Below are 26,306 nucleotides of genomic sequence, written 5' to 3' on the forward strand. Positions count from 1 at the left end.
ACTCCGGCAGCGCTCTGAGCTGGCCGGAGTGCAAGAAGTCGCTCACACTGCGGCGATTACGTTTTGGTTACCTGCTGTTCGTACGCGACAATGCCGGGTGGCCACGAAGGGAGCCTCAATGGCTGAGCTCGGCAACCTGGCAGGCACGCACGGCGCCGAATGGATCGCCCGCCCGCCGCACGAGGAACTGCAGCACAAGGTGCGTCCGCTGCTGCCCTCGGACGACCCGTTCTACCAGCCGCCACTGGGCTTCCAGCACGCCGAGCCCGGCACGGTGCTGCGCTCGCGTGACGTCGAGCTGGCGTTCCTGGGCCTGATCCCGCAGCCCATCAAGGCCGTCCAGCTGCTGTACCGGACCATGGACATGAACGGCGAGCCGGAAGCCACCGCCACCACGGTGATCGTCCCCGCCGACCTCGCCCCGGGGCGTCCCTGCCCGCTGCTGTCGTACCAGTGCGCCATCGACGCCGTCTCGTCACGGTGCTTCCCGTCCTACGCGCTGCGGCGCAGGGCGAAGGCGCTGGGGTCGATCGGCCAGTTCGAGCTTTTCCTGATCGCCGCCGCCGTCGCCGAAGGGTGGGCCGTTTCGGTACCCGACCACGAAGGGCTGCGCGGCCTGTGGGGCGCGCCGTACGAACCCGGCTACCGGGTGCTGGACGGCATCCGGGCCGCGCTGAGCTCGGAGCGCCTCGGACTGTCTGCGGAGGCGCCCATCGGGTTGTGGGGGTACTCCGGCGGCGGCCTGGCCAGCGCGTGGGCCGCTGAAATGTGCGCGGAGTACGCGCCCGAACTCGACATCGTCGGGGCCGTGCTGGGCTCCCCCGTCGGAGACCTGGGCAACACCTTCCGCCGGCTCAACGGCAGCTTCCTGTCGGGGTTGCCGGCGCTGGTGGTGGCCGCCCTCGCGCACATCTATCCCGATCTGGATCGGGTGATCCGGGAGCACACCAACGAGGAGGGACGCGCCCTGCTCGACTCGCTGGAGAAGATGACGACGGTGGAAGCCGTGGTGCGGATGGCCGGCAAGGACATGGGCGACTACCTCGACGAACCGCTCGAGCAAATCCTGTCGACCCCGGAAATCACGCACGTCTTCGACCACATCAAGCTCGGTGCGGCCGTCCCGACACCCCCGGTGTTGATCGTGCAGGCCGTGCACGACTACCTGATCGACGTCCATGACATCGACGCGCTCGCCGACGCGTATTCGGCCGGCGGCGCCCGGGTCACCTACCACCGCGACGCCTTCAACGAGCACATTATGCTGCATCCGCTGTCGGCGCCGATGACGCTGCGCTGGCTGACGGATCGCTTCGACGGCCGCCCACTGACCGATCACCTGGTGCGGACCACGTGGCCGACGATGTTCAACCCGATGACCTACGTCGGCATGGCCCGGCTGGTGAAGATCGCCGCAAAGGTGGTCACCGGCCGCAAGATTCGCCGCCGTCCGCTATGACACGGGCGCTTCCGCGCCGCCTGCCCCTCCCACCGGCAGCGCGTCGGTAGCGCGGGGCCCCGACGGCAGCGCACCCAGGTCGTCGCGGGCGTCCGCGGCCGCACGCACCGCGTAGACCAGGGCCGCGATACCGGCCGGCCACAGCAGGGTCACCGCGATCTGCAGCGGACCGTCCGAGAAGAACACCGGCGGCGCCTGCGTGACGTAGGCGACCGACGGACTCTTCGTCAGCGGTACGGCATCGAAGTTCAGGGCGCCGTAGCGCAGCCGCACCAGACCGGCCCCGACCGCCGCGGCGAGCGCCGCAGCGGCCACCATGCCGCTCGACAGGGCGATGACCATCGCCGGCCCGCGGTGCTCGCGCCACTGCCACACCCCCACCGAGGCCACCACCGCCAGCACGGTCAACAGCCCCAGCATCAGGGCCGGCGCGACGAAGAAGTGCTCGGACTCGTTGCCCAGATAGTCGTGGACCCGCTCGCCCGAGCGGGTCAGCGCCACCACCGCGCGAATCGGCGGGGCGATCCACGCCCACAGCCCGCCGATGGCTGGCCCGGTCGCCGCCGACGCCGCGGCCACGATCAGCAGCGCGCGCAGCCGCGCCCGGCGGAAACCGGCCGCGGAGACGTCCGCGGCAGCCGTCCCGGGTTGCTCACTCACCGTCGCGTCTCCAGGTCGGCGGAATCGGCTTCACCGTGCCTCGAGCAGCGCGCCCGCCAGCCGTCGGGGCGGACCTGCACCACCATCCGGCGACCGCATGCCGCGCAGAACCGGGGAGGCTCGAGACCCAACTGAGCCGCGGTCGGCACTGAGGTGCCCCCTAATTCCCCGGTGTAGACGTTGTAGACGCCGGCACCGACCGCAGCGCCCAGATCGCCAACCACAAGTTCCCAACCTAGCCGCGGCGAGCTACAAACTGGCATTGAGCCCCTTGAGGGGCATCTGCAGATCGTCCAGCAATTCCAGGTCGGATTCGGCGGGACGACCCAGGGTGGTCAGGTAGTTGCCGACGATCACGGCGTTGATGCCGCCCAGGATGCCCTTCTTGGCGCCCAGGTCGCCCAGGGTGATCTCCCGGCCGCCGGCGAAACGCAGCATGGTGCGCGGCAGCGCCAGGCGGAAAGCGGCCACCGACTTCAGCGCCTCGCTCGCCGGCATCACCTCCAGGTCGCCGAACGGCGTCCCGGGCCGCGGGTTAAGGAAGTTCAGCGGCACCTCGTCGGGCCCGAGTTCGGCCAGTTCGGCGGCGAACTCCGCGCGCTGTTCCAGGGTCTCGCCCATGCCGAGGATGCCGCCGCAGCAGACCTCCATGCCGGCGTCACGGACCATCGACAACGTCTCCCAGCGTTCTTCCCAGCTGTGGGTGGTGACGACGTTGGTGAAGAACGACCGGGCGGTCTCGAGGTTGTGGTTGTAGCGGTGCACACCCATTTCGGAGAGCTGCTCGACCTGCTCGGCCGTCAACATCCCCAGCGAGCACGCGATGTTGATCTCGACCTCGTTGCGGATCGCTTCGATGCCCGCCGCGACCTGGGCCAGCAGCCGCTCGTCGGGGCCGCGCACCGCGGCCACGATGCAGAATTCGGTGGCGCCGGACTTGGCGGTCTGCTTGGCCGCCTCGACCAGGCTGGGAATGTCGAGCCGGGCGCTGCGCACCGGCGAGGCGAACAGCCCCGACTGCGAGCAGAAGTGACAGTCCTCGGGGCAGCCGCCGGTCTTCAGGCTGATGATGCCCTCCACCTCGACCTCGGGGCCGCACCAGCGCATCCGCACCTCGTGTGCCAGCGCCAGCAGTTCATCGAGCCGGTCGTCGGGCAGCTGCAGCACCCGCAGCACCTGGTCTTGGCTCAGTCCCTGGCCGCCCTCCAGCACCTGCTGCCGGGCTCCCGCCAGGATGTCCTCGTCGTTGCCCGTTTCGGCCGTCGGTCGAGTCGCCGCTTGAGTCACCAGGTACTCCCCTTGCTTGTTTCTCGTGTTTCACGTGTCCGCTGCGTGGGGACACATCTGCCACGTGGTGATGGCAGCCCGAATGAAAAGGTGTTCAAAGTAGGGTAACGGCCGAAGTGCAAGACCTACCTATGGGTATACGACCACGGTGACTTCCCACGTCGAAATCCTGGCGCACCACTACCTGCTATTGGCGGCGCCGGCGTTTCTGCCTGCGGTGATCGTGGTGGGGGTGATCCTGTACATCGCGCTGCGCGACCGCCGGGAGGCCCGCAACGCCACCCGTTCGGTAACCGACGCCTCCCAATCCGACACGCCGGACAAAAAGCGTGATTGACGAGCCCGGCATCGGGGCATTAAACAAACAATCACGACCCTACTTCGCAGTAACAAGCGGTTGACGGAATCGGATCCTCCGGGGCAGCCCGGCGCGGTTGGGAGGCACGACGATGCGGTCGAATGAACTGACGATTGTTGCTGAGGCACCGGCACGCGGCGCGGGGCTGAATCAGGTGATCGGCCTATCCATCGCCGCGGTGGTGATCACCCTGCTGTTGCTGTGGGTGGGCCACGCCCATCGCACCCATCGCATTCACTGGTTGACCGGCGTCGCGGACCGGGTGGGCAACAAATTTCACCGGCCCGGCTGGGTGGCCCTGCCGGTTCTGGTATTCACCACGTCCATCATCTGCGCGCTGTTCGGTTTCATCTGGGACGTCAGCTGGCATATCGGCAACGGCCGCGACCCCGGGCCGTTGGCCAACCCGGCGCACTATTTCATCATCATCGGACTGTTCGGCATCTTCCTGGGGGGCATGACCGCGGTCGTGCTGCCGTTCGACAAGCCCGGCCCGGCGGCGGTGCGCATCACGCAAAACTGGTACGCACCGGTCGGCGGCGTGCTGATGGCGGGTTGCGGCCTGTACGCCATGATCGGTTTCCCGCTCGACGACATCTGGCACCGCATCTTCGGCCAAGACGTAACCCTATGGGGCCCAACGCATTTGATGATGATCGGCGGCGCCTGTTTTTCGCTGTTCGCGGTGTTGATGCTGGAGCGCGAGGGTGAGGCCGCAGAAGGCGAAGACGTCTACCACGGGGCCTTCATCACGTTCCTGCGCTACCTCTCCTTCGGTGGGTTGTTCATCGGTTTGTCGGTCTACCAGATCGAATTCGATTTCGGCGTCCCGCAATTCCGCCTGGTGTTCCAACCCATGCTGATCGCCGGGGCAGCAGCCCTGGCAGCGGTCGCGGCCCGTATCACCATGGGGCGAGGCGCGGCGCTGATCGCCGCCATCTTCGCCATCGCCCTGCGTGGTGGTGTCGCCCTGCTGGTCGGACCGGTATTCGGGGCCCCGATCAACTGGTTCCCGCTGTATCTCGGCCCCGCACTGGCGGTCGAGTTGATCGCCCTGACTCCACTCCTCAAGCGCCCCATAGTGTTTGGCGCCGTCGCCGGGCTGGGAGTGGGCACGGTCGGGCTGTGGCTGGAGTCGCTGTGGATCGCGACGGTGTACCACTACCCCTGGCCGATCACCATGTGGGGCGAGGCCCTGGCCATGGCCGTGCCGGTAGCGGTGCTGATGGGTATGTGCGGGGCCATGTTCGGCATGGTGCTCACCGGACAGCGCCTGCCGGGGCGCGCCGTCGGCATCTCCGTGGTGGTGGCCACCGTGCTGGTGATCGGCGGCGCGGTGGCCAACGGCTTGCACATCGTCGTGCCGGGCCAGGACAACGCCAGCATCACGTTGACGGATCTGCCCAGTGCCCCGGGGCAGCGCATGGTGTCGGCCGACGTCCAACTGCTACCCGCCGACATGGTCAGCGACAATCCGGACTGGCTGACGATCCTGTCCTGGCAGGGGCGGATGAACAACCAGCGCGGCCTGGTCGTCGACCGGCTCGCCAAAGTCGGGCCGGGGCACTACCGCTCCACCCAGCCGGTTCCGGTCTGGGGGGAATGGAAGACCCTGCTCCGGGTCCAGGACGGCCGCACGATGACGGCCGTGCCGATCTGGGAGCCGGCGGACGCCGCCATTCCGGCTCCCGAGGTCCCCGCGCTGGCATCGAGCACGCGGCCGTTCGTCCTGGAAGTCACCATCCTGCAGCGTGAACGCGACCAAAGCGCGCCGGCCTGGTTGTTCACCGCGGGCGGCATCGTGGTGCTGTTCTTCACGCTTATGGTGATCGCCGGCTTGACCTGGGGGGCCGGCCGGCTCAACAACTCCCTCGCCGAGCCCGAACCGGTGGAGGACAAGCAGCCGCTGCCGCGGGCGGCGTGAGCCCATGACAATTCGAGGCACCCTCAACGTGGCATGGGTGGCGGCGTTGGCCTGCGGCCTGGTGGCCTGCGGCGGCGGCTCCACCAGCAAGTCTCCGGCCGCACCGCTGACGATCGACGTGACCATCGCCCACGGGCAGGTGACACCGACCAACGCCACGCTGCAGGCCAAGGTGCATCAGCAGATCACCCTGCACGTCACCAGCGACGCCACCGACGAACTGCACGTGCATTCGACGCCCGATCACAAGTTCCAGGTCGCGGCCGCACCCAACCAGACGTTCGGATTCGCCGTCGACGTACCCGGCAACGTCGCGGTGGAGCTGCACCATCTGGACCGCACCATCGCAACCATCCAAGTGCAGTCGTGAGCCCCGCCGCCGCGGCGGTGGTGCTCGCGCACGGTCTGGGTGGGTCGGGTGACCTTCCGGTGCCCTACGCCTACGCGATGGTCGGGGCGGCATGGGCGCTGACCTTCACCTTCGCCTTGGTGGCGTTCGCCTGGCGACGGCCGAGGTTCGACCCGCTCAAGCCGGGCCGGCCGTTGCCGACCGCGGTGACGACGTTCGTCGACTCGCCGGTGACCCGGTGGTTCGTCGCCGCGCTGGCCCTGGTGTTCGCGGCGTGGGCGGTGGCCGCCGGGGTGTGGGGTCCCGAATCGGAGAGCAACGCGCTGCTCGGCGTGTTCTACGTGCTGCTGTGGGTCGGGCTGGTGGCGCTGTCGCTGGTCGTCGGGCCGGTGTGGCGGGTGATTTCGCCCATCCGCACGGTGTATCTGCTGTTGCGGCGCATCACCCCGGAGCGGTTCGGCCGGCCGCGGCTGAGCTATCCCGAAGGCTGGGGTTATCGGCCGGCCGCGCTCGGCCTGTTCGCGTTCGTCTGGATGGAGTTGGCCAGCCCCAACTCGGCGTCGTTGGCATTGGTCCGGGCGTGGATCGCCGGCTACGCGGCGCTGATGCTTGTCGGCGCGTGGCTGTGCGGGCAGCGCTGGCTGGCGCGCGCCGACCCGTTCGGCGTGTACAGCATGGCCGTCTCCCGGCTCTCGGCGTTTCGCCGCAATCCGGAGACCGGAAAGATCGTGGTGGGAAATCCGCTCGATCATCTGCCGTCGTTGCCGGTGCGGCCGGGCGTCGTGGTGCTGCTGGCGGTGCTGCTCGGTTCCACCGCCTTCGACAGTTTCTCGTCGTCGCCGACGTGGCGCGGCTTCTCCGATCAGCTCACCCGCGAGTTCGGCGCGCCCCCGACATTGGCGTCGTCGGTACTGCGCACCCTCGGGCTGATCGTCTTCATTTGCGTTGTCGCACTGACGTTTTCCTTCGCGGCACGCGCGACCGGCGGCGTCGATGCCGAGCAGCGCCGCGAATTGCCCGGCGAAATGGCGCATTCGCTGATCCCGATCGTGGTGGGCTACATCTTCGCGCATTACCTGTCGTACCTGGTGGAACGCGGACAGCAGGCGGTGTTCGCGCTGGCCGACCCGTTCGGCCACGGGTGGAACCTTTTCGGCTTGGCGCATCTGCACGTGGCCTACGTGTTGTCCATGCACCCGCCGGTGCTGGCCGCGGTCAAGGTGACCTGTGTGGTCACCGGGCACATCGTGGCGGTGATCGCGGCCCACGACGAAGCCCTTCGGCTGCTGCCCGCCGGCCATCAGCTCACCGGACAGCTGACGATGATGCTGGTGATGGTCGGCTACACCTTCACCGGTTTGTATCTGCTCTTCGGTGGGTAGTGGCGATCGCAACCGCGGCCGGAGCCGGGCGCTGGGGGCACCTCCCGCTTGCCGGGGGGCGGGTCGCCACCATCAGTTAGGTACCGATCAGATGCTCGACCTTCTTGTCGCCGTCCCAGCGGCGCAAACCCGCGAAGCTGCCCTCGATCTGGGCGGGCCGGCCCGCGATGCGTAGGGCGCGGCCGAGGTGGACGCCGCCTACCCGGCGGGCCATCGTGACGTGCGCGGTCCACTGCCCGGGCATGCTGTTGGGCATCGGACCGGGGTGCAGATGTGGGCCGCACACCTGGTGCACCCGGGCGTGCAGGTCCAGCAGCTCACTGCTCGGCACCATCAGCCGCGCGAATACCGCGCTGGTGCGGCCGAATAACACCGGCGCACCGATCAGACACGGCGGCAGCCGCTCGCTCAGCGGGCTCAGCAGCTCGTCGACGTCGGGGGAGATGCCTTCGGCCACGGCCAGCGTCACGTGTGGCCGGCTGGCGGGCGCCTGACTGGGAATTCCGGCCCCGGCCAACGCTTCCCAGATGTGCCGGATGGCCGCCTCGGTATCGCGGTCGAAGATCAGCTCGATGGAGTGGACCATCAGCTGACCAGCGAGGTGACCCAGTCGCGGTCGAACGCCTCAGCGCACAGCGTCGCGAACCCGGCGGCGTCCAGCGTGGCAGCGCCTTGCGGCAGGGCGGCGCGCACCGCGGCCAGCCGGGCCAGCGCGAACAAGTTCGTCGTCTCCACCAACCCGGGCCGCTGCGGCCAACTGCCGATGACCAGGCCCGCACACGAAATGTTATGGGCGGCAAGCGATTCCAGAGTCAGCGCGGTGTGATTGAGGGTACCCAGCGACGGCCTGACCACAACCAGCACCGAGGCGGCCAGCGCGACGGCGAGATCGCGTGCGGTGACACCATTTTCGCCGAGCTCGACCAGCAGTCCCCCGGCGCCCTCGACCAACGTCAGCCGCCCTGGCCGGTCCAGCTCCCGAATGAGCTCGAGCAGCTGCTCTCGGCTGGGCAACGGCATGCCGGCCGCTTCGGCGGCGGCCACCGGCGCCAGTGGTTGTGGATACCGGCCGAACCCGGCCAGCTCGGTCACTCCGGACAGCCGGGTCACCTCGGCGAGGTCGTCGTCGCCGGCGTCGATGCCGGTCTGGACCGGCTTGCACACGGCGACATCGAGGCCGGCCTGACGGGCATGACAGGCCAGCGCCGCGGTGACGACCGTCTTGCCGACCCCGGTGTCGGTGCCGGTGATAACCAGAACCGTCACCGGGGCGTCTCAACCCTTGGCGAGCACATCGGTCAGCACCCGGCGCGCGACCTCCAGCTCGGCGTCGTCCAGCGACGCGCGCGCGGTCAGCCGCAGCCGCGACGTCCCGGCGGGCACGGTCGGGGGCCGGAAACATCCCACCCGAACGCCGGCATCCAGGCAGGCGGTCGCTGCGGCCACCGCCACGTCCGGGTCGCCCAGGATCACCGACACCACCGCCGACTGCGGCACCCCGGGCACGCCGCAGACCTCGGCCAGGAAGGCGGCGTGGCGCAGCACCGCGTCCGCCCGCCAGGGTTCGGACCGCAGCACGGCCAGCGCCGCCCGCGCGGCGCCCACCGCCGCCGGGGCCAGGCCGGTGTCGAAGATGAACGTGCGCGCCGCGTCGATCAGATGCGCTCGCACCGACGCCGGCCCCAGGACCGCGCCGCCCTGGCTGCCCAGCGCCTTGGACAGCGTGGTGGTCATGACCACGTCGGGAGCCCCGGCCAGCCCGGCCTCGTGCAGCAGCCCGCGCCCGCCGCCGCGCACCCCCAGACCGTGCGCCTCGTCGACGACGAGCACGGCGCGGTGCCGCCGACACGCTTCGTGCAATTCCCGCAGCGGCGCCAGCGCGCCGTCGGTGGAGAACACCGACTCGGTGATGACGACCGCGCGCTCCTCGTCGCGTGTCTGCAGCGCCGCCTCGACGGCCCCGACGTCGCGGTGCGGGGTCACCGCCACCCGTGCCCGCGACAGCCGGCAGGCGTCCACCAGCGACGCGTGCGAGTACTCGTCGGAGACCAGCAGCGCACCCCGGCCCGACAGGCCCACGACGGCGCCCAGGTTGGCCGCGTATCCGGAGGAGAACAGCAGCCCCGCTGCGGCGCCGACGTAGTCGGCCAGCTCCGATTCGAACTGCTGGTGCAACTCGGTGTCACCGGTGACCAGGCGGGACCCGGTCGCGCCGGCACCCCACATCCGCAGCGCGGCGACTCCCCCGTCGATCACGTCCGGATGTTGCGACAGGCCGAGGTAGTCGTTGGAGGCCAGGTCCAGCTCGGTGGCCACGGCGGGACGCGGCCGCAGTGCGCGGCGCAGCCCTGCCTCGCGGCGCTGCTGTTCCACCGCCTCCAGCCAGGCCAGCGGGGAAACCTCGATCGGTGCCTTCATCGGCGTTCAGCCTAGTGGCGACCGCGAGCGCGGCGAAGCCGGGCGCTGCGGGTCGCCACCGTTAGCCCCGTGGCGACCGCGAGCGCGGCGAAGCCGGGCGCTGCGGGTCGCCATCACCCGGCTTAGCCAGGGCGCTGGGGCCGTCACTGACTGCCCACGACGTTGGCGACCTGCACCATCGCCGAAGTGATCTGGGCGATCTCGTCGGGCGTGCAGATGTAGGGCGGCATCGCGTAGATCAGGTTGCGAAACGGGCGCAGCCAGACGCCATGGGTCAGGGCCGCCGGAGTGGCGACGGCCAGGTCGACCGGGCGCGCGCATTCGATGACGCCGATGGCGCCGCACACTCGCACGTCGCTCACCCCTGGCAGCGCCCGGGCCGGCTCGAGCCCGGCCGCCAGGCCGGCGCCGATCGCGGCGACCCGCGACCGCCAGTCCTGCCCGAGCAGCACCTCGACGCTGGCCACCGACACTGCGCAGGCCAGCGCGTTGGCCATGAACGTGGGGCCGTGCATCAGCGCTCCGGCCTGTCCCGCGCTGATGGTGTGGGCGATGTCGGTGCTGCACAAGGTGGCGGCCAGGGTCAGATATCCACCGGTCAGCGCCTTGCCGACGCACATGATGTCCGGGCTCACGCCGGCGTGGTCGGCGGCGAAGAGCTCGCCGGTGCGCCCGAAGCCGGTGGCGATCTCGTCGAAGATCAGCAGCACGTCGTGCCGGCTGCAGATGTCGCGCAGGTCGCGTAGGTATTGCGGGTCGTGGAAGCGCATGCCGCCGGCACCCTGCACGACGGGCTCCACGACGACGGCGGCCAGCTCGGCGGCGTGCCGGGCCAGCTGGTCGGCGAACGCCGCGCTGTAGCCGGGGTCGTACTCGCGGGGCACCTGCGGGGCGAACAGCTGTCGGGCCAGGATGTCGGTCCACAGCGAGTGCATGCCGCCGTCGGGGTCGCAGATGCTCATCGGCGTGAAGGTGTCGCCGTGGTAGCCGCCGCGCCAGGTCATCAGCCGGTGCTTGCCGGGGCGGTCGCGGCTGCGCCAGTACTGCAGCGCCATCTTGACCGCCACCTCCACCGACACCGATCCGGAGTCGCTGAAGAACACCGTCTCCAGTCCCGCCGGCGTGATGTCTACCAGCAGCTGGGCCAGCCGCGCCGCGGGTTCGTGGGTCAGCCCGCCGAACATCACGTGGTTCATGGCGTCGAGCTGCGCCTTTAGCGCGGCATCCAGCGCCGGGTGGCCGTGCCCGTGGATCGCGGTCCACCAGGAGCTCATGGCGTCGAGCGCCTCGACGGGCTTGCCGTCGCGGATCAGGGACAGCCAGGCGCCGCGGGCGCCGACCGCCACCACGGGGGCGACGGATTCGGCGCCGATGGTGCTGTAGGGGTGCCACAGGTGCGCGGCGTCGATCGCGCTGATCTGCTCGGGCGTCAGCCCGGCCTTGGCCGCGGGCATAGTGATCGAGGGTAAAGCAGCCGATTCGCGCAAAACTCCGACGTCGGGAAGCATGGATCATCATGGCCACCCCGCAGCACCCCGACAGTGCACCGCCGGGACCCGAGGCCGGGCCGGTACCGGGGCCCGGCTGGTCCAGGGACACGCATCACCCGCTGGTGGACTACGACGAGGAAGCGCCCCGGGTGATCCGGGTGCGGCTGGCGCCCTGGGACGTCGTCTGCACCGTCGTGCTGCTGATCCTGCTGGCGGTGCTGGCCACGGCGACGACCTGGCCGACGCGGCTGTTCGGCTTCCTGGCGAATGTCTGCGAAGACGAAACCTGCGGGCCGGTGCCCTACGGGCTGGATCTGTACATCCACCCGGTGGTGTGGGGCGGCATCGGCGCGGCCCTGACCGCGGCCGTCGTCGGACCGGTGGTTTCCCTGCTCAAGGGCTGGTACATGTCCTTCTGGCCGGTGCTGGCGCTGGCGCTGGTCATGGTGAGCTCCGTCGCCGGAACGCTGCTGACCATGTTCAGCGAACGCTACTGGGTCTGATCGCCGCGCCGCGGCGGCGCTGCGGGCGTGCCGTTTCGTTGCCGACTGAGACCGAAATCACAACTGCGCATAGGGGATTGGGCGAGCCAGTCACCGTCCGGTCACGGTACGACAAAAAATCTTGCGTGGAGCTGGCGGCTAACACCATCTGTTGTCAAAGTGGCTTGTGTGACTGATGTGAATACAGCGGCCTGACCGCTGGTTCACTTCGCAAGTGCCATGGACGGCGTTGGGCCCCAGCGTGGGGGCCCTCGCCTGGTCCATGAACCGGGGGCGGACGCGCGAGGTCACCGCGCCGAGGCCATTGAGCGCCTGAGAGGCCAGCAAAAATGAAACGCATCTACGCCTTTGCGATCGGTTTGGCCCTGCTCGGGGCGCCGATGGTGGTTCCCACCATCGCGACCGCCGACCCGGGCGCCAGATCGATGGACTACCAGCAGGCCACCGACGTGGTGATCGCCCGCGGTCTGTCGCAGCGCGGTGTGCCGTTCTCCTGGGCCGGCGGGGGGATCAACGGCCCCACCCGTGGCACCGGTACCGGCATCAACACCGTCGGTTTCGACGCCTCCGGTCTGATGCAGTACGCCTATGCAGGCGCCGGCATCAAGCTGCCGCGGTCGTCGGGCGCGATCTACCGGGTCGGCCAGAAGATCCTGCCGCAGCAGGCCCGCAAGGGTGACCTGATCTTCTACGGCCCCGAAGGCACCCAGAGCGTCGCGATGTACCTGGGCAACAACCAGATGCTCGAGGTCGGAGACGTCGTGCAGGTCTCGCCGGTGCGCACCAACGGCATGACGCCCTACATGGTCCGCGTTCTCGGCGCGTCCGCGCCGGCCCAGCAGGCGCCGCTGCAACAGGCCCCGCAGCAGCTGCCCACCCAACAGGCCCCGCTGCAGCAGGCTCCGACGCAACAGGCCCCGACCCAGCAGGCTCCGCTGCAACAGTCGCCGTACCAGCAGACGCCGCAGCAGCTGCCCACCCAGCAGGCGCCGTTGCAGCAGATCCCGACGCAGCAGGTCCCGACCCAGCAGGCCCCGCTGCAGCAGTCGCCGTTCCAGCAGGCGCCCGTGCAGCAGTTGCCGGCCCAGCAGTCGCCGCTGCAACCGGCCGGCGCCGGCATCGGCAGGTAATTGCCCCGGCCGGTTCCCGGCCGCCCGACGCCCGCCCCTGCTCCCCCGCCACCCGGCGCGGCTGCTCTCCCGGCCAGGCTGAGCAGCCTCCCCGCCGCGAGGTGTCGGGAGTGGGGGCGGGTTTTCGGTAAATTAACTGTCGATCATGCAGACCCCGCCACCGTCTCCCACGCCAGACGCCACCGCTGTTCCGGGGGCCGCGGAGGCGCGCAAGGCGGGTCCTCAGGGCTTCTATCGCTACGACCTCGACGGCCTGCGCGGCATTGCGATTGCGTTGGTCGCCGTCTTCCATATCTGGTTCGGCCGCGTCTCCGGCGGCGTGGACGTGTTCCTGGCGCTGTCCGGATTCTTCTTCGGCGGCAAGATCATTCGCGCCGCGCTGAACCCGGCCGCAACGCTGTCGCCGGTGGCCGAGGTGGTCCGGCTCATCCGGCGCCTGGTTCCCGCCCTCGTCGTGGTGCTGGCCGGCTGCGCGGTGCTGACCATCCTGGTGCAGCCGGAGACCCGCTGGGAGACGTTCGCCGACCAAAGCCTTGCCAGCCTGGGCTACTACCAGAACTGGGAGCTGGCCAACACCGCCTCCGACTACCTGCGGGCCGGCGAAGCCGTCAGCCCCTTGCAGCACATCTGGTCGATGTCGGTGCAGGGCCAGTTCTACGTCAGCTTCCTGGTGTTGATCGCCGGCTTGGCCTACCTGTTCCGGCGCCCCCTGGGCGCCCGGCTGCGCACCTTGTTCCTGGTGGTGCTGACCGCGCTGACGGTGGCCTCCTTCGTTTACGCGATCATCGCGCATCAACAGGACCAGCCGGCCGCCTACTACAACACCTTCGCGCGGGGTTGGGAGTTGTTGCTGGGCGCCCTGGTCGGCGCCCTGGTGACCCGGATCCGCTGGCCGATGTGGTTGCGGACGGCGGTGGCCACCGTCGCGCTGGGTACGGTGCTGTGCTGCGGGGCGCTGATCGACGGCGTGCAGCAATTCCCCGGTCCATGGGCGCTGGTGCCGGTCGGCGCCGCCATGCTGCTCATCCTCGTCGGGGCCAACCTGCAAGGCGGCGCCGCCGACCGGTTGCCGCTGCCCAATCGGCTGCTGGCGACACGCCCGCTGGTCGAGTTGGGCGCGATGGCGTATGCGCTGTACCTGTGGCACTGGCCGTTGCTGATCTTCTGGTTGTCCTACAGCGGTCACAAGCACGCCAACTTCACCGAAGGCGCGGCGCTGCTGCTGGTGGCCGGCGCGCTCGCCTATCTGACCAATCGGCTCGTCGAGGACCCGTTGCGCTACCGGGCGTCCTCCAAAGCAACGGCCGCGGCGCCAGTGGCGGCGCCGAGCAGCCCGTGGCACACGCGCCTGGCCCGGCCGACGATGGCGCTCGGATCCGCCATCGTGCTGCTGGGCGTGACGCTGACCGCGACGTCCTTCACCTGGCGCCAGCACGTCACCGTCTTGCGGTCGGCGGGCAGGGAGCTCAGCGTCCTCAACCCGCAGGACTACCCCGGCGCTCGCGCGCTGACCGAACGCGTGCGCGTGCCCGCACTACCGATGCGGCCCACCGTCTTGGAGGTCAAACAGGACCTGCCCGCCTCGACCCGGGACGGGTGCATCAGCGACTTCGTCAACCCCGCGGTGGTCACCTGCACCTACGGCGACGTGGCCGCCGACCGGACGGTCGCGCTGGCGGGCGGGTCACATGCCGAGCACTGGCTGCCGGCGCTGGACATCCTGGGCAAGATGCACCGGTTCAAGGTCGTGACGTATCTGAAGATGGGCTGCCCGCTGTCGACCGAGCAGGTCCCGCTGATCATGGGCAACAACGCCCCCTACCCACAGTGCCGGGAATGGGTGCAAGGAACGATGACCAAATTGGTCACCGACCGGCCGGACTTTGTGTTCACCACCACCACCCGGCCGTGGAACATCAAAACCGGCGACGTGATGCCCGCTACCTACATCGGGATCTGGCAGACGTTGTCGGACAACAACATTCCCATTCTGGGAATGCGAGACACGCCGTGGTTGGTGAAGAACGGCCAACCGTTCGACCCGGCGGACTGCCTCGCCAAACGGGGCGGCACCGCCCAATCATGCGCGATCAAGCGTGCCGATTTGCTCTCCGACCGCAACCAGACGCTCGACTTCACCGGACAGTTCCCGCTACTCAAGGTGCTCGACATGTCGGACGCGATCTGCCGCACGGACGTGTGCCGTCCGGTCGAGGGAAACATCCTGATCTACCACGGTGCGCACCACCTGACCCCCACCTACGTGCGGACGATGGTTCCCGAGTTGGGCCGCCAGATCGCCGAGGCCACCGGCTGGTGGTGACCCGCCTTACTCCTGGCCACTTACCGGGGTGAGCGCAACCACGCGCGGATAAGGTCGATAGGTGCCAACCAACAGTCCCGCTTCAGCAGCAGGCGGTAACCACCAACCCAAGCTGGCCACCGTGTGGCCGGGAAATCCGTATCCGCTCGGCGCCGCCTACGACGGCGCGGGGACCAACTTTTCGTTGTTCTCCGAAATCGCCGAGAAAGTCGAGTTGTGCCTGATCGACCATGACGGCAGCGAAACGCGGATCGCCCTGGAAGAGGTGGACGGATTCGTCTGGCATGCCTATCTGCCGAACATCACCCCCGGCCAGCGCTACGGCTACCGCGTGTACGGCCCCTTCGACCCGGCCGCCGGCCACCGCTGTGACCCCAGCAAGCTCCTTCTCGACCCGTACGGCAAGGCCTTCCACGGCGACTTCAAATTCGGCCAGGCGCTGTTCTCCTACGACCTGAAGGCGGTCACCCCGGGCGGCCCCAACGCCGACGGCGCCGACCCCGGGACTCCCCCGATGGTCGACTCGCTCGGCCACACCATGACCAGCGTGGTGACCAACCCGTTCTTCGACTGGGGATCCGACCGCGCACCGCTGACCCCGTATCACGAGACCGTCATCTACGAAGCCCACGTCAAGGGTATGACCCAGACCCATCCGGGCGTCCCCGAGGAGCTTCGGGGCACCTACGCCGGGCTGGCTCATCCGGTGGTCATCGACCATCTCAAGTCGCTTAACGTCACCGCCATCGAGCTGATGCCCGTTCACCAGTTCATGCACGACTCGCGGCTGCTCGACCTCGGTCTGCGAAACTACTGGGGATACAACACTTTCGGATTCTTCGCACCGAACAACGAGTACGCGGCCAACCGCACGTCCAGCGTGCCCGAGTTCAAATCCATGGTGCGCAGTTTCCATGAGGCCGGCATCGAGGTGATCCTCGACGTGGTCTACAACCACACCGCCGAGGGCAACCACCTCGGACCGACCATCAATTTCCGCGGTATCGACAACGCCGCGTACTACCGGCTGGTCGACACCGACCTGCGGCTGTACAAGGACTACACCGGCACCGGCAACAGCTTGAACCCCCGCCACCCGCACGTGCTGCAGCTGATCATGGACTCGCTGCGCTACTGGGTGACCGAGATGCACGTGGACGGGTTCCGCTTCGACCTGGCCGCCACGCTGGCCCGCGAACTGCACGACGTCGACCGGTTGAGCGCGTTCTTCGATTTGGTACAGCAGGATCCGATCGTCAGCCAGGTCAAACTGATCGCCGAACCGTGGGACGTCGGCGAGGGTGGTTACCAAGTCGGAAACTTCCCGGGTTTGTGGACCGAGTGGAACGGGAAGTATCGCGATACTGTGCGCGATTACTGGCGGGGCGAGCCCGCAACCCTCGGCGAGTTCGCTTCCCGGCTGACCGGGTCGTCGGACCTGTATGAGGCGACCGGTCGGCGTCCCAGCGCCAGCATCAACTTCGTCACCGCGCACGACGGATTCACCCTCAATGACCTGGTGTCCTACAACGAAAAGCACAACATGGCCAACGGGGAGGACAACCGGGACGGGGAAAGCCACAACCGCTCCTGGAACTGCGGCGTCGAAGGCCCCACCGACGACCCCGACATCACCGAGCTGCGCTACCGCCAGATGCGCAACTTCTGGGCGACGCTGATGCTCAGCCAGGGCACGCCGATGATCGCCCACGGTGACGAGTTCGGCCGCACGCAGAACGGCAACAACAACGTGTACTGCCAGGACTCCGAATTGTCTTGGATGGACTGGTCTTTGGTCGACAAGAATGCCGACCTGCTGGCGTTCGCCCGCAAGGTGAGCGAGCTGCGCAAGCGGCATCCGGTGTTCCGGCGGAGCCGGTTTTTCGAGGGTGAGCCGATCCGAACCGGCGACGAGGTGCGCGATATCGCCTGGCTCAATCCGAGCAGCCGCGAGATGACGCACGAGGACTGGGGCGAAAGCATTCACAAGTGTGTGGCGGTGTTCCTCAACGGCGAGGCCATCAGCGCGCCGAACGCCCGCGGCGAGCGGGTGGTCGACGACTCATTCCTGTTGTGTTTCAACGCCGGAGAAGATCCGGTGGATTTTGTGACGCCGAACAGCGACTATGCGAAAGAGTGGACCGTGGAACTGGACACCAACGAACCGACTGGCCGCAAAGAAGGAGCCGATCAGGTGGTGACCGCTGAGGAGAAGGTGTCGTTGCCCTCGCGCTCACTGCTCGTACTGCGTAAGACGCAGTGACGCATGGCTTTACCCGTCATCTCTACCTACCGCCTGCAACTGCGTGGTGAATCCAGCGGTTTCGCGTTCACCTTCGCCGACGCGGAGAACCTGCTGGACTACCTGGACGACCTCGGGGTTTCGCACCTGTACCTGTCTCCGATCATGACCGCGACCACGGGATCGAGCCATGGTTACGACGTCACCGACCCCACAACGGTGTCCCCCGAGATCGGCGGCCGCGACGGCCTGGCGCGGTTGTCGGCGGCGGCCCGCGCGCGCGGAATGGGCTTGATCGTGGACATCGTGCCCAACCATGTGGGCATCGACCCGCCCCAGCAGAACCCGTGGTGGTGGGATGTCCTGCGCAACGGCCGTTCTTCGCCCTACGCAACGTATTTCGACATCGACTGGGACCTCGACGACGGCCGCATCGTGCTGCCGGTGCTCGGTTCCGACGACGACGTCGCCGACCTCACCGTCGACGGGGACCTGTTGCGGCTGGGCGATCTGGCGTTCCCGATCGCGCCCGGCACCGCGGAGGGCACCGGCCCCGAGGTGCACGATCGCCAGCATTATCGGCTGGTCGGCTGGCGCAACGGCGTGTGCGGCTACCGCCGGTTCTTCTCGATCACCTCGCTCGCGGGGTTGCGTCAGGAGGATCGCGCGGTCTTCGACGCCACGCACGCCGAGGTCGGTCGGTGGTTCGCCGAGGGGTTGGTCGACGGCGTCCGCATCGACCACCCCGATGGCCTGTCCGACCCGTGCGGATACCTGGCGTGGCTGCGCGAATTGACCGGCCCGGAGGCCTGGATCGTGATCGAGAAGATCCTGGCCGTCGACGAGGCGCTCGAGCCCACCCTGCCGGTCGCCGGCACCACCGGCTACGACGTGTTGCGCGAAACCGGCGGCGTGCTGGTGGATCCCGAGGGCGCCCCGGCGCTGACCGCGCTGGTGGAATCCGCCGGCGTGGACTACCAGGCGATGCCGGACATGCTGGCGGACCTCAAGATTCGCTCGGCCACCAAGACTTTGGCGAGCGAGCTGCGCCGGTTGCGGCGCGCCATCGTGGCCGCCGCCGGCGCCGACCATCCGTTGCTGCCCGAGGCGGTGGCCGCGCTGCTCACCCACATCGGGGTTTACCGGAGCGACTACCCCGGCTTGGTCGCGCTGCTGCCCACCGCACTGGCCGAAACCGAAGCGGGCGCACCACAGTTGGGTTCCGCGCTGCAGGTGCTGGCCGCGGCGCTGGCCCGCGGCGGCGAGCCGGCGACCCGGCTGCAGCAGCTGTGCGGCGCCGTCACGGCCAAGGCGGTCGAGGACTGCTTGTTCTACCGGGACGCCCGGCTGGTGTCGCTGAACGAAGTGGGCGGCGAGCCGCACCGCTTCGGTGTCGGTGCGGCCGAATTCCATCACAGCGCCGCCACCCGGGCCCGGCTGTGGCCGCACACCATGACGACGCTGACCACCCACGACACCAAGCGCGGCGAAGACGTGCGGGCCCGGATATCGGTGCTGTCCCAGGTGCCCTCGCTGTGGACCGAGTTCCTCGCCCGCTGGGAGGTCGCCGCACCCTCCCCCGATCCGGCGACCGGACAATTCCTGTGGCAGAACATCTTCGGCGTATGGCCCGTCGACGGGCAGGTCACCGAGACGTTGCGCGAGCGGCTGCACGGCTACACCGAGAAGGCCATCCGCGAAGCGGCCTGGCACACCTCCTGGGACGACCCGGACGCCGAGTTCGAGGACGCGGTGCACCGGTGGCTGGACACCGTGCTCGACGGGCCGGTGGCCGGCCAGCTGACCGAGCTTGTCGCGCAACTCAATCCGCATGCCGCCAGTGACGCGCTGGCCCAGAAGCTGCTGGCGCTGACCGTGCCTGGCATTCCGGACGTGTACCAGGGCACCGAGCTGTGGGACGACAGCCTGGTCGACCCGGACAATCGCCGTGCGGTCGACTATGCCGCCCGGCGTGCCGCCCTGCAGGCGTTGGAGCATCCGAAAATCCGGGTTGTCACCACAGCACTTCGGGTGCGCCGTGAGCATCGGGACACCTTCCTGCACGGCGACTACGTCCCGATACTGGCCGACGGCGACGCCGGCGATCACGTGTTGGCCTTCCAACGCGGCGAGGACATCGTGGTGGCGGTGACCCGCTGGACGGTCCGGCTGGCCGAAACCGGCTGGGGCAACACGGTCTTGCCGCTCCCCGATGGAACCTGGAAGGATGCGCTCACCGGGGTGATCGCCGACGGCCCGACGTCGGCCGCCCAATTGTTCGCCGACCTGCCGGTGGTCCTGCTGGAGCGCCACCATGACTGAATTCCGGGTCTGGGCGCCCAAACCCGCGTTGGTTCGGCTCGACGTCGACGGGCAGACGCACGCCATGACGCGTTCCGCTGACGGTTGGTGGCATGCGGACGTGGACACCGCGCCGGACGCCCGCTACGGCTATTTGCTCGACGACGACCCCACCGTGTTGCCCGACCCGCGCTCACCCCGTCAGCCCGAGGGAGTGCACGCCCGCTCGCAGTTGTGGGATCCGGCCGCCGCGACGTGGACCGATTCCGCATGGGCCGGCCGCGCGGTCGAGGGCGCGGTGATCTACGAGCTTCACCTGGGCACCTTCACCGAGGCCGGCACCTTCGACTCCGCGATCGAGAAGCTGGACTATCTGGTCGATCTCGGCGTCGACTTCGTCGAGCTGATGCCGGTGAATTCGTTTGCCGGCACTCATGGTTGGGGATATGACGGCGTGCTGTGGTACAGCGTGCACGAGCCCTATGGCGGCCCGGACGGTCTGGTGCGCTTCGTCGACGCCTGCCACGCCAAGGGTTTGGGGGTGCTGATCGACGCGGTCTTCAACCACCTCGGCCCGTCGGGAAATTATCTGCCTAAGTTCGGGCCCTACCTGTCCTCGGCGAGCAACCCGTGGGGCGAGGGCATCAACATCGCCGACGCCGATTCCGACGAGGTCCGCCGCTACATCATCGGGTGCGCGCTGCGCTGGATGCGCGACTTCCACGCCGACGGCCTGCGGCTGGACGCCGTCCACGCCCTGGTGGACACCACGGCGATCCACATCCTCGAGGAACTCGCCACCGAAACAGATTGGCTGGCACAGCAATTGGGGCGCCCGCTGTCGCTGATCGCCGAGAGCGACCTCAACGACCCGCGGTTGATCACCCGGCGCGATCGTGGCGGCTATGGCCTCACCGGGCAATGGGCCGACGACATTCATCACGCCATCCACACCGCCGTTTCCGGCGAACGCCAAGGCTACTACGCCGACTTCGGCAGCCTGGCCACCCTGGCGCAGACGCTGCGGCACGGCTTCTTCCACGCCGCCACCTATTCGTCGTTCCGGCGTCGCCGCCATGGGCGGCCACTGGACACCAGCGAGGGATCGGGCATCCCCGCCACCCGGCTGGTCGCCTACACCTGCACCCACGATCAGGTCGGCAATCGCGCGCTGGGAGATCGCCCCTCGCAGAACCTGACCGGTGGCCAGCTGGCCATCAAGGCCGCGCTGGCACTCGGATCTCCCTATACCACCATGCTTTTCATGGGAGAGGAATACGGCGCCTCGACCCCGTTCCAGTTCTTCAGCTCGCACCCCGAACCGGAGCTGGCGAAGGCCACCGCCGAAGGCCGCAAGGCCGAATTCGCCGAGCACGGCTGGGACGCCGACGACATCCCCGACCCGCAGGATCCCCAGACGTTCGCGCGCTCCAAACTCGACTGGGACGAGGTCGGCACCGGCGAGCACGCCCGGCTACACCGGCTGTACCGCGATCTGATCGCGCTGCGGCGCGACCACCCCGACATGGCCGACCCTTGGTTGGAACACCTGACCGTCGACTACGACGAGGACGAGCGCTGGATCATCGTCTCCCGCGGCCGGTTGCGCATCGCGTGCAATCTGGGCGCCGCGCCGGTGCGGGTCCCGGTCACCGGCGAGGTGCTGTTGGCCTGGGACGAGCCGACGGTTCACGCCGACCGGACCGAGCTGCCTGGGCATTCATTCGCGATACTGCGGTGCGGATAGCGGGGGCGGCCCCGGTTGATCGCGGCTTCGATGCGCTATGGATGAGCTCCGGTTCACCCGTGCCGAGCTGCAGCGGTTCAACGGCAGCACCGTTCCCGACCTGATCTCCGATCAGGTCCGACTGCTGTTCGTGGGGATCAATCCCGGCCTGAGAACCGCTGCGGTGCAGGCGCATTTCGCGCCGCGCGGCAACCGGTTCTGGCCGGCGCTGTACCGCGCCGGCATCACCGATCACTTGATCGACGCCTCGTCGGGCTTTGCGCCCGCGGACCGGCAATACTTGCTGCGCCGCGGAATCGGCATCACCAACCTGGTGGAGAGGGCGACCGCCGGCGCGGACGAGCTCACCGCTGCCGAACTGATCGACGGCAGGCGGAAATTGGACCGGATGGTCGAACACTTCTCCCCGCGTGTTGTCGCAGTCCTTGGGATTACCGCATATCGAGACGCGTTCGGCCAGCGCCGAGCGCAGGCCGGCAAGCAAGCATCGCCTTACCGCGCAACCGAACTCTGGGTGGTCCCCAACCCGAGTGGCCGCAACGCTCATGCGTCGGTGTCGAGCCTGACGGCCGCGTACCGCGAAGTCGCCCGCGCCGCCGGAATCCTTGCAGCAGGTGCTTCCGCTCGGGTCCCGAACCCGACCTGACCCGGCTCTCCGCGGAACCGGGCTGTGGATGACTGAATAGCGGCGCGGCGGGCCGACCCCCGATGATGCCGCCATGAGTCAATCTGAATTCGGTCACCCACTGCGACGGATCTGCCTGCGCAAGTCGAGCCGGCGCGCCGCGAACCCCAAGCCGGCGTCGGGCCGGCACACCGTGCGCCACGACGTGCCGCCGTATCCCAGCGTCGAGATGTTGTGGAGCGGTCCCGGGCCCGGCGCCACGGACCACGACGGGGACGCTTGAGCTGCGGTTACACGATGGCCCGGCCGGCGGGATGCACCGCCCGCGCAACCGCATCGGCGAGTGGATCGATCTCATCGGCAGTCAGCTCGGAGATCGTGATGCGGATGCCCGCCGGCGTGTTGATCCGGAACCTGTTGCCCGGTGCCGCCGCCCAGCCCGCGCCGAGCAACCGGGAAATCGCGACCGCCTCGTCGGGAACCGGCACCCACACGTTGAGACCCGAGCGCCCATGAGCCGCTAGACCGCGTTCGGCCAAGGCTTGGCAGAGCCGTTGCCGGTTGCCGGCGTAGTGTTGCTCGGCCGTGTGCACCAGCTGCACCGCCACCGGGTCCGACCACAGGTCGACGGCGAGCCGCTGCAGGATGTGGCTCACCCAGCCGGGCCCGAGCCGCAGCCGGCCACGGACCCGCTCGATGGTGCGGTGGTCGCCGGCGACGACCGCCACCCGCAAGTCGGGGCCGTACGCCTTGGATGCCGAGCGAACGAACGCCCAATGGGCGGTGCAGCCTGCCAGGGTGTGCAGCGGTGCCCCGGAGATGCTCGCGCAGTGGTCGTCTTCGACCAGCAGCAGATCGTCGGCGCGCGACACCAGCAGTTGCCGCAGCGAATCGGCGCGATCCGCCGAAAGCGCGGCGCCCGTGGGGTTTTGCGCGCGGTTGGTGAGCACCAGCGCACGCACACCGCTGCCCAACGCCCGGGCCAGGTCTTCGGCCAGCGGGCCGTCGTCGTCGACCCGAATCGGGTCGGCCGAAAGCCCCAGTGCCGCAAGGAGATCGAGGAGATTGGCCCAGCCCGGATCCTCGACGGCGACGCGATCGCCGGGGCGCAGGTGTGCGGTGAGCGCGCGCTCGATGCCGTCCAGCGCACCGCTGGTCACGGCCAGGTGATCGGCGGGGATCCCGTCCGCGGCCAGCGCGCGGCGGGCGAACTCCCCCAGCGCCGGCGAGACGGCCGGCTCGCCGTAGAGCACCGGGTGGCCCGCGCCCGACCCGGCCGGCGCCGCGCCCGCAATGGGCAACAGGGCCGGGTGCGGATTGCCGGTCGACAGGTCGCGCACGCCCGCGGGCACGTCGAGGCCGAGCAGCGAGCGCGGGGTGGTCGCCGGGCGATGGCGCACGCGGGTGCCGCGGCGGCCACCGGTCTCGACGGCACCGCGATGACGCAGCAGGCGGTAGGCGGCGGCGGTGGTGTTGGCGTTCACGCCGAGCTGCGCGGCCAGCTCACGCACCGGCGGCAGCGCGTCGCCGGGTTCCAGGGCGCCGGCCGAGATCGCCGCTTCGATGCTGGCGGCTATCGATTCCGCCCCCGTTCCGGTTATGCTGTTTTGTACTGGCACGCAATAGATTATGTACTAGAACAAAGTTGAGGGCAACGTCGTGGACACCGCATACCAGCCGACGGCACGCACCACCCCGACCCGCTATCGGGAGCGCGCCCGCTATGACCGCCGCACCGTTCATGACGTCCTGGACGCGGGGCTGATCTGCCACCTGGGCTACTCCAACGCTGGTCGGCCTGTGGTGTTACCCACGACGCACGCCCGGCTCGACGAAACGCTCTACCTGCACGGTTCGACGGGCAGCGGCCCGGTGCTGGCGGCCAGGGCGGCCACGGCGGCGGGGTCGGCCCTGCCGGTCTGCGTCACCGTCACCCTGGTCGACGGCCTGGTGCTGGCCCGCTCGGCGATGCACCACTCGGTGAACTTCCGCTCGGTGGTCGTGCTGGGCGATGCGCGCGTCGTGGACGACCCGGCGGAGAAGGCGCGGGCGCTGAACTGCCTGCTCAACCACATCGCACCGGGGCGCGCCGCCGACTGCAGGGCGCCCGATGCCCGCGAGCTCGCCGCGACCGGGGTGCTCGCGCTCGACCTCGTCGAGGTGTCGGCGAAGGTGCGCAGCGGTCCGCCGGCCGACGATCCGCAGGACGTTCCGTTGCCTCATTGGGCGGGCGTGGTGCCGCTGCGCCTGACGGCCGGAACGCCGGTGCCGGCCGACGACCTCGACCCCGCGGTTGCGCTGCCGCGCTATCTGGCGGGTTAGAGCAGCAGGTAGCGGTAGGCCGGCGAGCCCGGCTTCAGGCTCTCGACGTGTAGCTCCGTAGCGCGCATCCGGGCCAGCAGGCCGTCCAGGTCTGCGGACGATCCCAGCTGGATGCCGACCAGCGCCTCGCCGGTCTCCCGGTTGTTGCGCTTGACGTACTCGAACAGCGTGATGTCGTCGTTGGGTCCGAGCACCGTGTCCAGGAAGCGGCGCAGCGCGCCGGGCTCCTGCGGAAAATCCACCAGGAAGTAGTGCTTGAGGCCGAGGTGGACCAGTGAGCGCTCGAGCACTTCGCCGTAGCGCGACACGTCGTTGTTGCCGCCCGAAATCAGGCACACCACAGTGGATCCGGGCTCGATGTCGGCGTCCAGCAATCCGGCGACCGACAGCGCGCCCGCGGGCTCGGCGATGATCCCCTCGTTCTGATAGAGGTCGAGCATGGCGGTGCACACCGCTCCCTCGTCGACCGCGGTGATCGAGACCATGTCGCCGGCCGCCGCCAGCGCGGCATAGGTCAGGTCGCCGGCCCGGCGCACCGCGGCGCCGTCGACGAACTGGTCGACGTGGTCCAGCGTCACCGGCTCGCCGGCGGACAGCGCGGCCATCATCGCCGCGGCCCCGGCCGGCTCGACGCCCAGCACCGACGTGTTGTCGGTGCGCTCGGCGAGATACGTGGTGATGCCGGCGATGCAGCCGCCGCCGCCCACCGGGACGATCACCAGATCCGGCTCTGTGTCGAGCTGATCGAGCAGTTCGGCGGCGATGGTGCCCTGGCCCGCCATGGTGCGCGGATCGTCGTAGGGCGGGATCAGGGTGGCGCCGGTGCTTTGCACGTCGGCCAGCGCCGCCTCGGCGGCGAGATCGTAGGTGGTGCCGCCGACGATCAGGTCGATGAAGTCGCCGCCGTGGTAGCGGATCCGGTCGCGCTTTTGCATGGGCGTCTTGGCCGGCACATAGACGCGGCCGTGCACCTGCAACATCCGGCACGCGTAGGCGAAGCCCTGCGCGTGATTGCCCGCCGAGGAGCACACCACGCCAGCGGCCAGCTCCGCATCCGACAGCTGGACCAGCAGGTTGTAGGCGCCACGCAGCTTATAGGAGCGCACGATCTGCAGGTCCTCACGCTTGAGGTAGACCTGCGCGCCGGTGATCGCCGACAGCCGGTCGCTGAACTGCAACGGGGTCGGCGTGATCACCGGGGCGATCCGCTTGGCCGCGCCGTCGATGTCAGCCGCGGATAGCGGCGAGACGCTCGGGTGATGGCTCAATTCGGCGGACACTGGTTAATGGTGCCATGGCAGCCGACCAACTCCGGAATTCAGTCGACCGGGGTCAGCACGAATACCGGGATCTGGCGGTCGGTCTTGGTCTGATACTCGGCGTAGTCCGGCCACGCCTCGACGGCACGCTCCCACCAGGTGGCCTTCTCGTCGCCGAAGACCTCGCGGGCGTCGTAGTCACGGGTCACCGCGCCGTCCTGCAACTCGACGCGCGGGTTCTTCTTGATGTTGTGGTACCAGACCGGGTGCTTCGGCGCCCCGCCCAGCGAGGCGACGACCGCGTACTGGCCGTCGTGCTCGACGCGCATCAGCGGCGTCTTGCGGAGTTTGCCGGTCTTGGCGCCGACGGTGGTCAGCAGAATGATCGGCTTGCCCTTCATGTCGTTGGCCTCGGCGCCGCCCGACTCGGCGTATTTGTCAGCTTGTTCGCGAGACCAATCCAACGGTGACGGTTCGTACTCTCCGGTAAGCGGCATGACCTCAACTCTAGGCGTGCGCGTCGGGGT

Annotated in this window: 23 protein-coding genes and 1 pseudogene; 14 read left to right on the forward strand and 10 right to left on the reverse strand. The window is 68.9% G+C overall.

Features of this window, described 5'->3' with window-relative positions; genetic code table 11:
- The first annotated feature begins 118 nt into the window (after window positions 1-118).
- Complete coding sequence (locus ACIUM1_RS03400) at window positions 119-1,459, forward strand: lipase family protein (RefSeq protein ID WP_406815884.1); 1,341 nt, start codon at window positions 119-121, stop codon at window positions 1,457-1,459.
- On the opposite strand, the gene ACIUM1_RS03405 is transcribed toward ACIUM1_RS03400, so the two are convergent.
- From ACIUM1_RS03405 to bioB, 3 genes are read right to left on the reverse strand one after another with little or no spacing between them, the layout of a single operon-like run.
- Window positions 1,454-2,056 (reverse strand): DUF2567 domain-containing protein, encoded by a 603-nt coding sequence (locus tag ACIUM1_RS03405; protein WP_406817511.1) that lies wholly within the window; start codon window positions 2,054-2,056, stop codon window positions 1,454-1,456. The two genes, ACIUM1_RS03400 and ACIUM1_RS03405, sit on opposite strands and share 6 nt — an antisense overlap.
- 59 nt (window positions 2,057-2,115) lie before the next feature.
- Window positions 2,116-2,382: a hypothetical protein gene (locus ACIUM1_RS03410; RefSeq protein ID WP_406815885.1), complete on the reverse strand. Its 267-nt coding sequence runs from the start codon at window positions 2,380-2,382 to the stop codon at window positions 2,116-2,118.
- The gene (gene bioB / locus ACIUM1_RS03415; protein WP_406815886.1) at window positions 2,369-3,406 is read right to left on the reverse strand and encodes a biotin synthase BioB; all 1,038 of its coding nucleotides are present in this window, start codon (window positions 3,404-3,406) and stop codon (window positions 2,369-2,371) included. Before bioB ends, ACIUM1_RS03410 begins: the two co-directional genes overlap by 14 nt.
- Window positions 3,407-3,554: 148 nt before the next feature.
- Between bioB and ACIUM1_RS03420 the strand changes: the two genes are divergently transcribed.
- The 4 genes from ACIUM1_RS03420 to ACIUM1_RS03435 all read left to right on the forward strand — a co-directional run bounded on the left by ACIUM1_RS03420 (window position 3,555) and on the right by ACIUM1_RS03435 (window position 7,419).
- Window positions 3,555-3,743 (forward strand): hypothetical protein, encoded by a 189-nt coding sequence (locus ACIUM1_RS03420; RefSeq protein ID WP_406815887.1) that lies wholly within the window; start codon window positions 3,555-3,557, stop codon window positions 3,741-3,743.
- A 112-nt stretch (window positions 3,744-3,855) separates the two neighbouring features.
- Window positions 3,856-5,688 (forward strand): hypothetical protein, encoded by a 1,833-nt coding sequence (locus tag ACIUM1_RS03425; protein ID WP_406815888.1) that lies wholly within the window; start codon window positions 3,856-3,858, stop codon window positions 5,686-5,688.
- Window positions 5,689-5,692: 4 nt separating this feature from the next.
- Complete coding sequence (locus tag ACIUM1_RS03430; protein WP_406815889.1) at window positions 5,693-6,058, forward strand: hypothetical protein; 366 nt, start codon at window positions 5,693-5,695, stop codon at window positions 6,056-6,058.
- Entirely contained in the window at window positions 6,055-7,419 is a 1,365-nt protein-coding gene (locus tag ACIUM1_RS03435; protein ID WP_406815890.1) for a hypothetical protein, read from the forward strand. Before ACIUM1_RS03430 ends, ACIUM1_RS03435 begins: the two co-directional genes overlap by 4 nt.
- Before the next feature lie 76 nt (window positions 7,420-7,495).
- Here the strand turns inward: ACIUM1_RS03435 and ACIUM1_RS03440 are convergent, their stop codons facing one another.
- The 4 genes from ACIUM1_RS03440 to ACIUM1_RS03455 all read right to left on the reverse strand — a co-directional run bounded on the left by ACIUM1_RS03440 (window position 7,496) and on the right by ACIUM1_RS03455 (window position 11,291).
- On the reverse strand, window positions 7,496-8,005 hold the full coding sequence (locus ACIUM1_RS03440) for a 2'-5' RNA ligase family protein (RefSeq protein ID WP_406815891.1): 510 nt from the start codon (window positions 8,003-8,005) through the stop codon (window positions 7,496-7,498).
- The gene (bioD, locus tag ACIUM1_RS03445) at window positions 8,005-8,685 is read right to left on the reverse strand and encodes a dethiobiotin synthase (protein ID WP_406815892.1); all 681 of its coding nucleotides are present in this window, start codon (window positions 8,683-8,685) and stop codon (window positions 8,005-8,007) included. The genes ACIUM1_RS03440 and bioD overlap by 1 nt, the downstream gene beginning before the upstream one ends.
- A 9-nt stretch (window positions 8,686-8,694) precedes the next feature.
- Complete coding sequence (locus tag ACIUM1_RS03450) at window positions 8,695-9,837, reverse strand: 8-amino-7-oxononanoate synthase (protein ID WP_406815893.1); 1,143 nt, start codon at window positions 9,835-9,837, stop codon at window positions 8,695-8,697.
- A gap of 143 nt (window positions 9,838-9,980) precedes the next feature.
- Window positions 9,981-11,291: an adenosylmethionine--8-amino-7-oxononanoate transaminase gene (locus ACIUM1_RS03455; RefSeq protein WP_406815894.1), complete on the reverse strand. Its 1,311-nt coding sequence runs from the start codon at window positions 11,289-11,291 to the stop codon at window positions 9,981-9,983.
- 62 nt (window positions 11,292-11,353) lie between these two features.
- Here ACIUM1_RS03455 and ACIUM1_RS03460 point away from each other — a divergent pair, with 62 nt between their 5' ends.
- The 8 genes and pseudogenes from ACIUM1_RS03460 to ACIUM1_RS03495 all read left to right on the forward strand — a co-directional run bounded on the left by ACIUM1_RS03460 (window position 11,354) and on the right by ACIUM1_RS03495 (window position 22,481).
- Window positions 11,354-11,830, forward strand: coding sequence for a hypothetical protein (locus ACIUM1_RS03460; RefSeq protein ID WP_406815895.1), 477 nt, complete (start codon window positions 11,354-11,356; stop codon window positions 11,828-11,830).
- A gap of 329 nt (window positions 11,831-12,159) precedes the next feature.
- Window positions 12,160-12,807 (forward strand): annotated as a pseudogene (ripD, locus tag ACIUM1_RS03465) (NlpC/P60 family peptidoglycan-binding protein RipD); the annotation flags it as partial.
- 298 nt (window positions 12,808-13,105) lie between these two features.
- On the forward strand, window positions 13,106-15,283 hold the full coding sequence (locus tag ACIUM1_RS03470; protein WP_406815896.1) for an acyltransferase family protein: 2,178 nt from the start codon (window positions 13,106-13,108) through the stop codon (window positions 15,281-15,283).
- Window positions 15,284-15,344: 61 nt separating this feature from the next.
- A complete protein-coding gene (gene glgX / locus ACIUM1_RS03475) occupies window positions 15,345-17,546 on the forward strand; it encodes a glycogen debranching protein GlgX (protein ID WP_406815897.1) in 2,202 nt (733 codons plus the stop codon).
- A gap of 3 nt (window positions 17,547-17,549) precedes the next feature.
- A complete protein-coding gene (gene treY, locus ACIUM1_RS03480; RefSeq protein ID WP_406815898.1) occupies window positions 17,550-19,847 on the forward strand; it encodes a malto-oligosyltrehalose synthase in 2,298 nt (765 codons plus the stop codon).
- Entirely contained in the window at window positions 19,840-21,573 is a 1,734-nt protein-coding gene (gene treZ / locus ACIUM1_RS03485; protein ID WP_406815899.1) for a malto-oligosyltrehalose trehalohydrolase, read from the forward strand. Before treY ends, treZ begins: the two co-directional genes overlap by 8 nt.
- Window positions 21,574-21,610: 37 nt before the next feature.
- Window positions 21,611-22,219 (forward strand): G/U mismatch-specific DNA glycosylase, encoded by a 609-nt coding sequence (gene mug, locus ACIUM1_RS03490; RefSeq protein ID WP_406815900.1) that lies wholly within the window; start codon window positions 21,611-21,613, stop codon window positions 22,217-22,219.
- 73 nt (window positions 22,220-22,292) lie between these two features.
- The gene (locus ACIUM1_RS03495; RefSeq protein WP_406815901.1) at window positions 22,293-22,481 is read left to right on the forward strand and encodes a hypothetical protein; all 189 of its coding nucleotides are present in this window, start codon (window positions 22,293-22,295) and stop codon (window positions 22,479-22,481) included.
- 7 nt (window positions 22,482-22,488) lie between these two features.
- Here ACIUM1_RS03495 and ACIUM1_RS03500 read toward each other — a convergent pair whose 3' ends face one another.
- Window positions 22,489-23,817: an aminotransferase class I/II-fold pyridoxal phosphate-dependent enzyme gene (locus tag ACIUM1_RS03500; RefSeq protein ID WP_406815902.1), complete on the reverse strand. Its 1,329-nt coding sequence runs from the start codon at window positions 23,815-23,817 to the stop codon at window positions 22,489-22,491.
- 40 nt (window positions 23,818-23,857) lie between these two features.
- Between ACIUM1_RS03500 and ACIUM1_RS03505 the strand changes: the two genes are divergently transcribed.
- A complete protein-coding gene (locus ACIUM1_RS03505; protein ID WP_406815903.1) occupies window positions 23,858-24,520 on the forward strand; it encodes a pyridoxamine 5'-phosphate oxidase family protein in 663 nt (220 codons plus the stop codon).
- Here ACIUM1_RS03505 and ilvA read toward each other — a convergent pair.
- Window positions 24,517-25,800, reverse strand: a complete 1,284-nt coding sequence (gene ilvA / locus ACIUM1_RS03510) for a threonine ammonia-lyase (RefSeq protein ID WP_406815904.1) — start codon at window positions 25,798-25,800, stop codon at window positions 24,517-24,519. The two genes, ACIUM1_RS03505 and ilvA, sit on opposite strands and share 4 nt — an antisense overlap.
- Before the next feature lie 38 nt (window positions 25,801-25,838).
- Complete coding sequence (locus tag ACIUM1_RS03515; RefSeq protein ID WP_406815905.1) at window positions 25,839-26,276, reverse strand: nitroreductase family deazaflavin-dependent oxidoreductase; 438 nt, start codon at window positions 26,274-26,276, stop codon at window positions 25,839-25,841.
- Window positions 26,277-26,306: the final 30 nt, after the last annotated feature.

This window comes from Mycobacterium sp. M23085, assembly GCF_045343915.1.
GTDB lineage: Bacteria > Actinomycetota > Actinomycetes > Mycobacteriales > Mycobacteriaceae > Mycobacterium.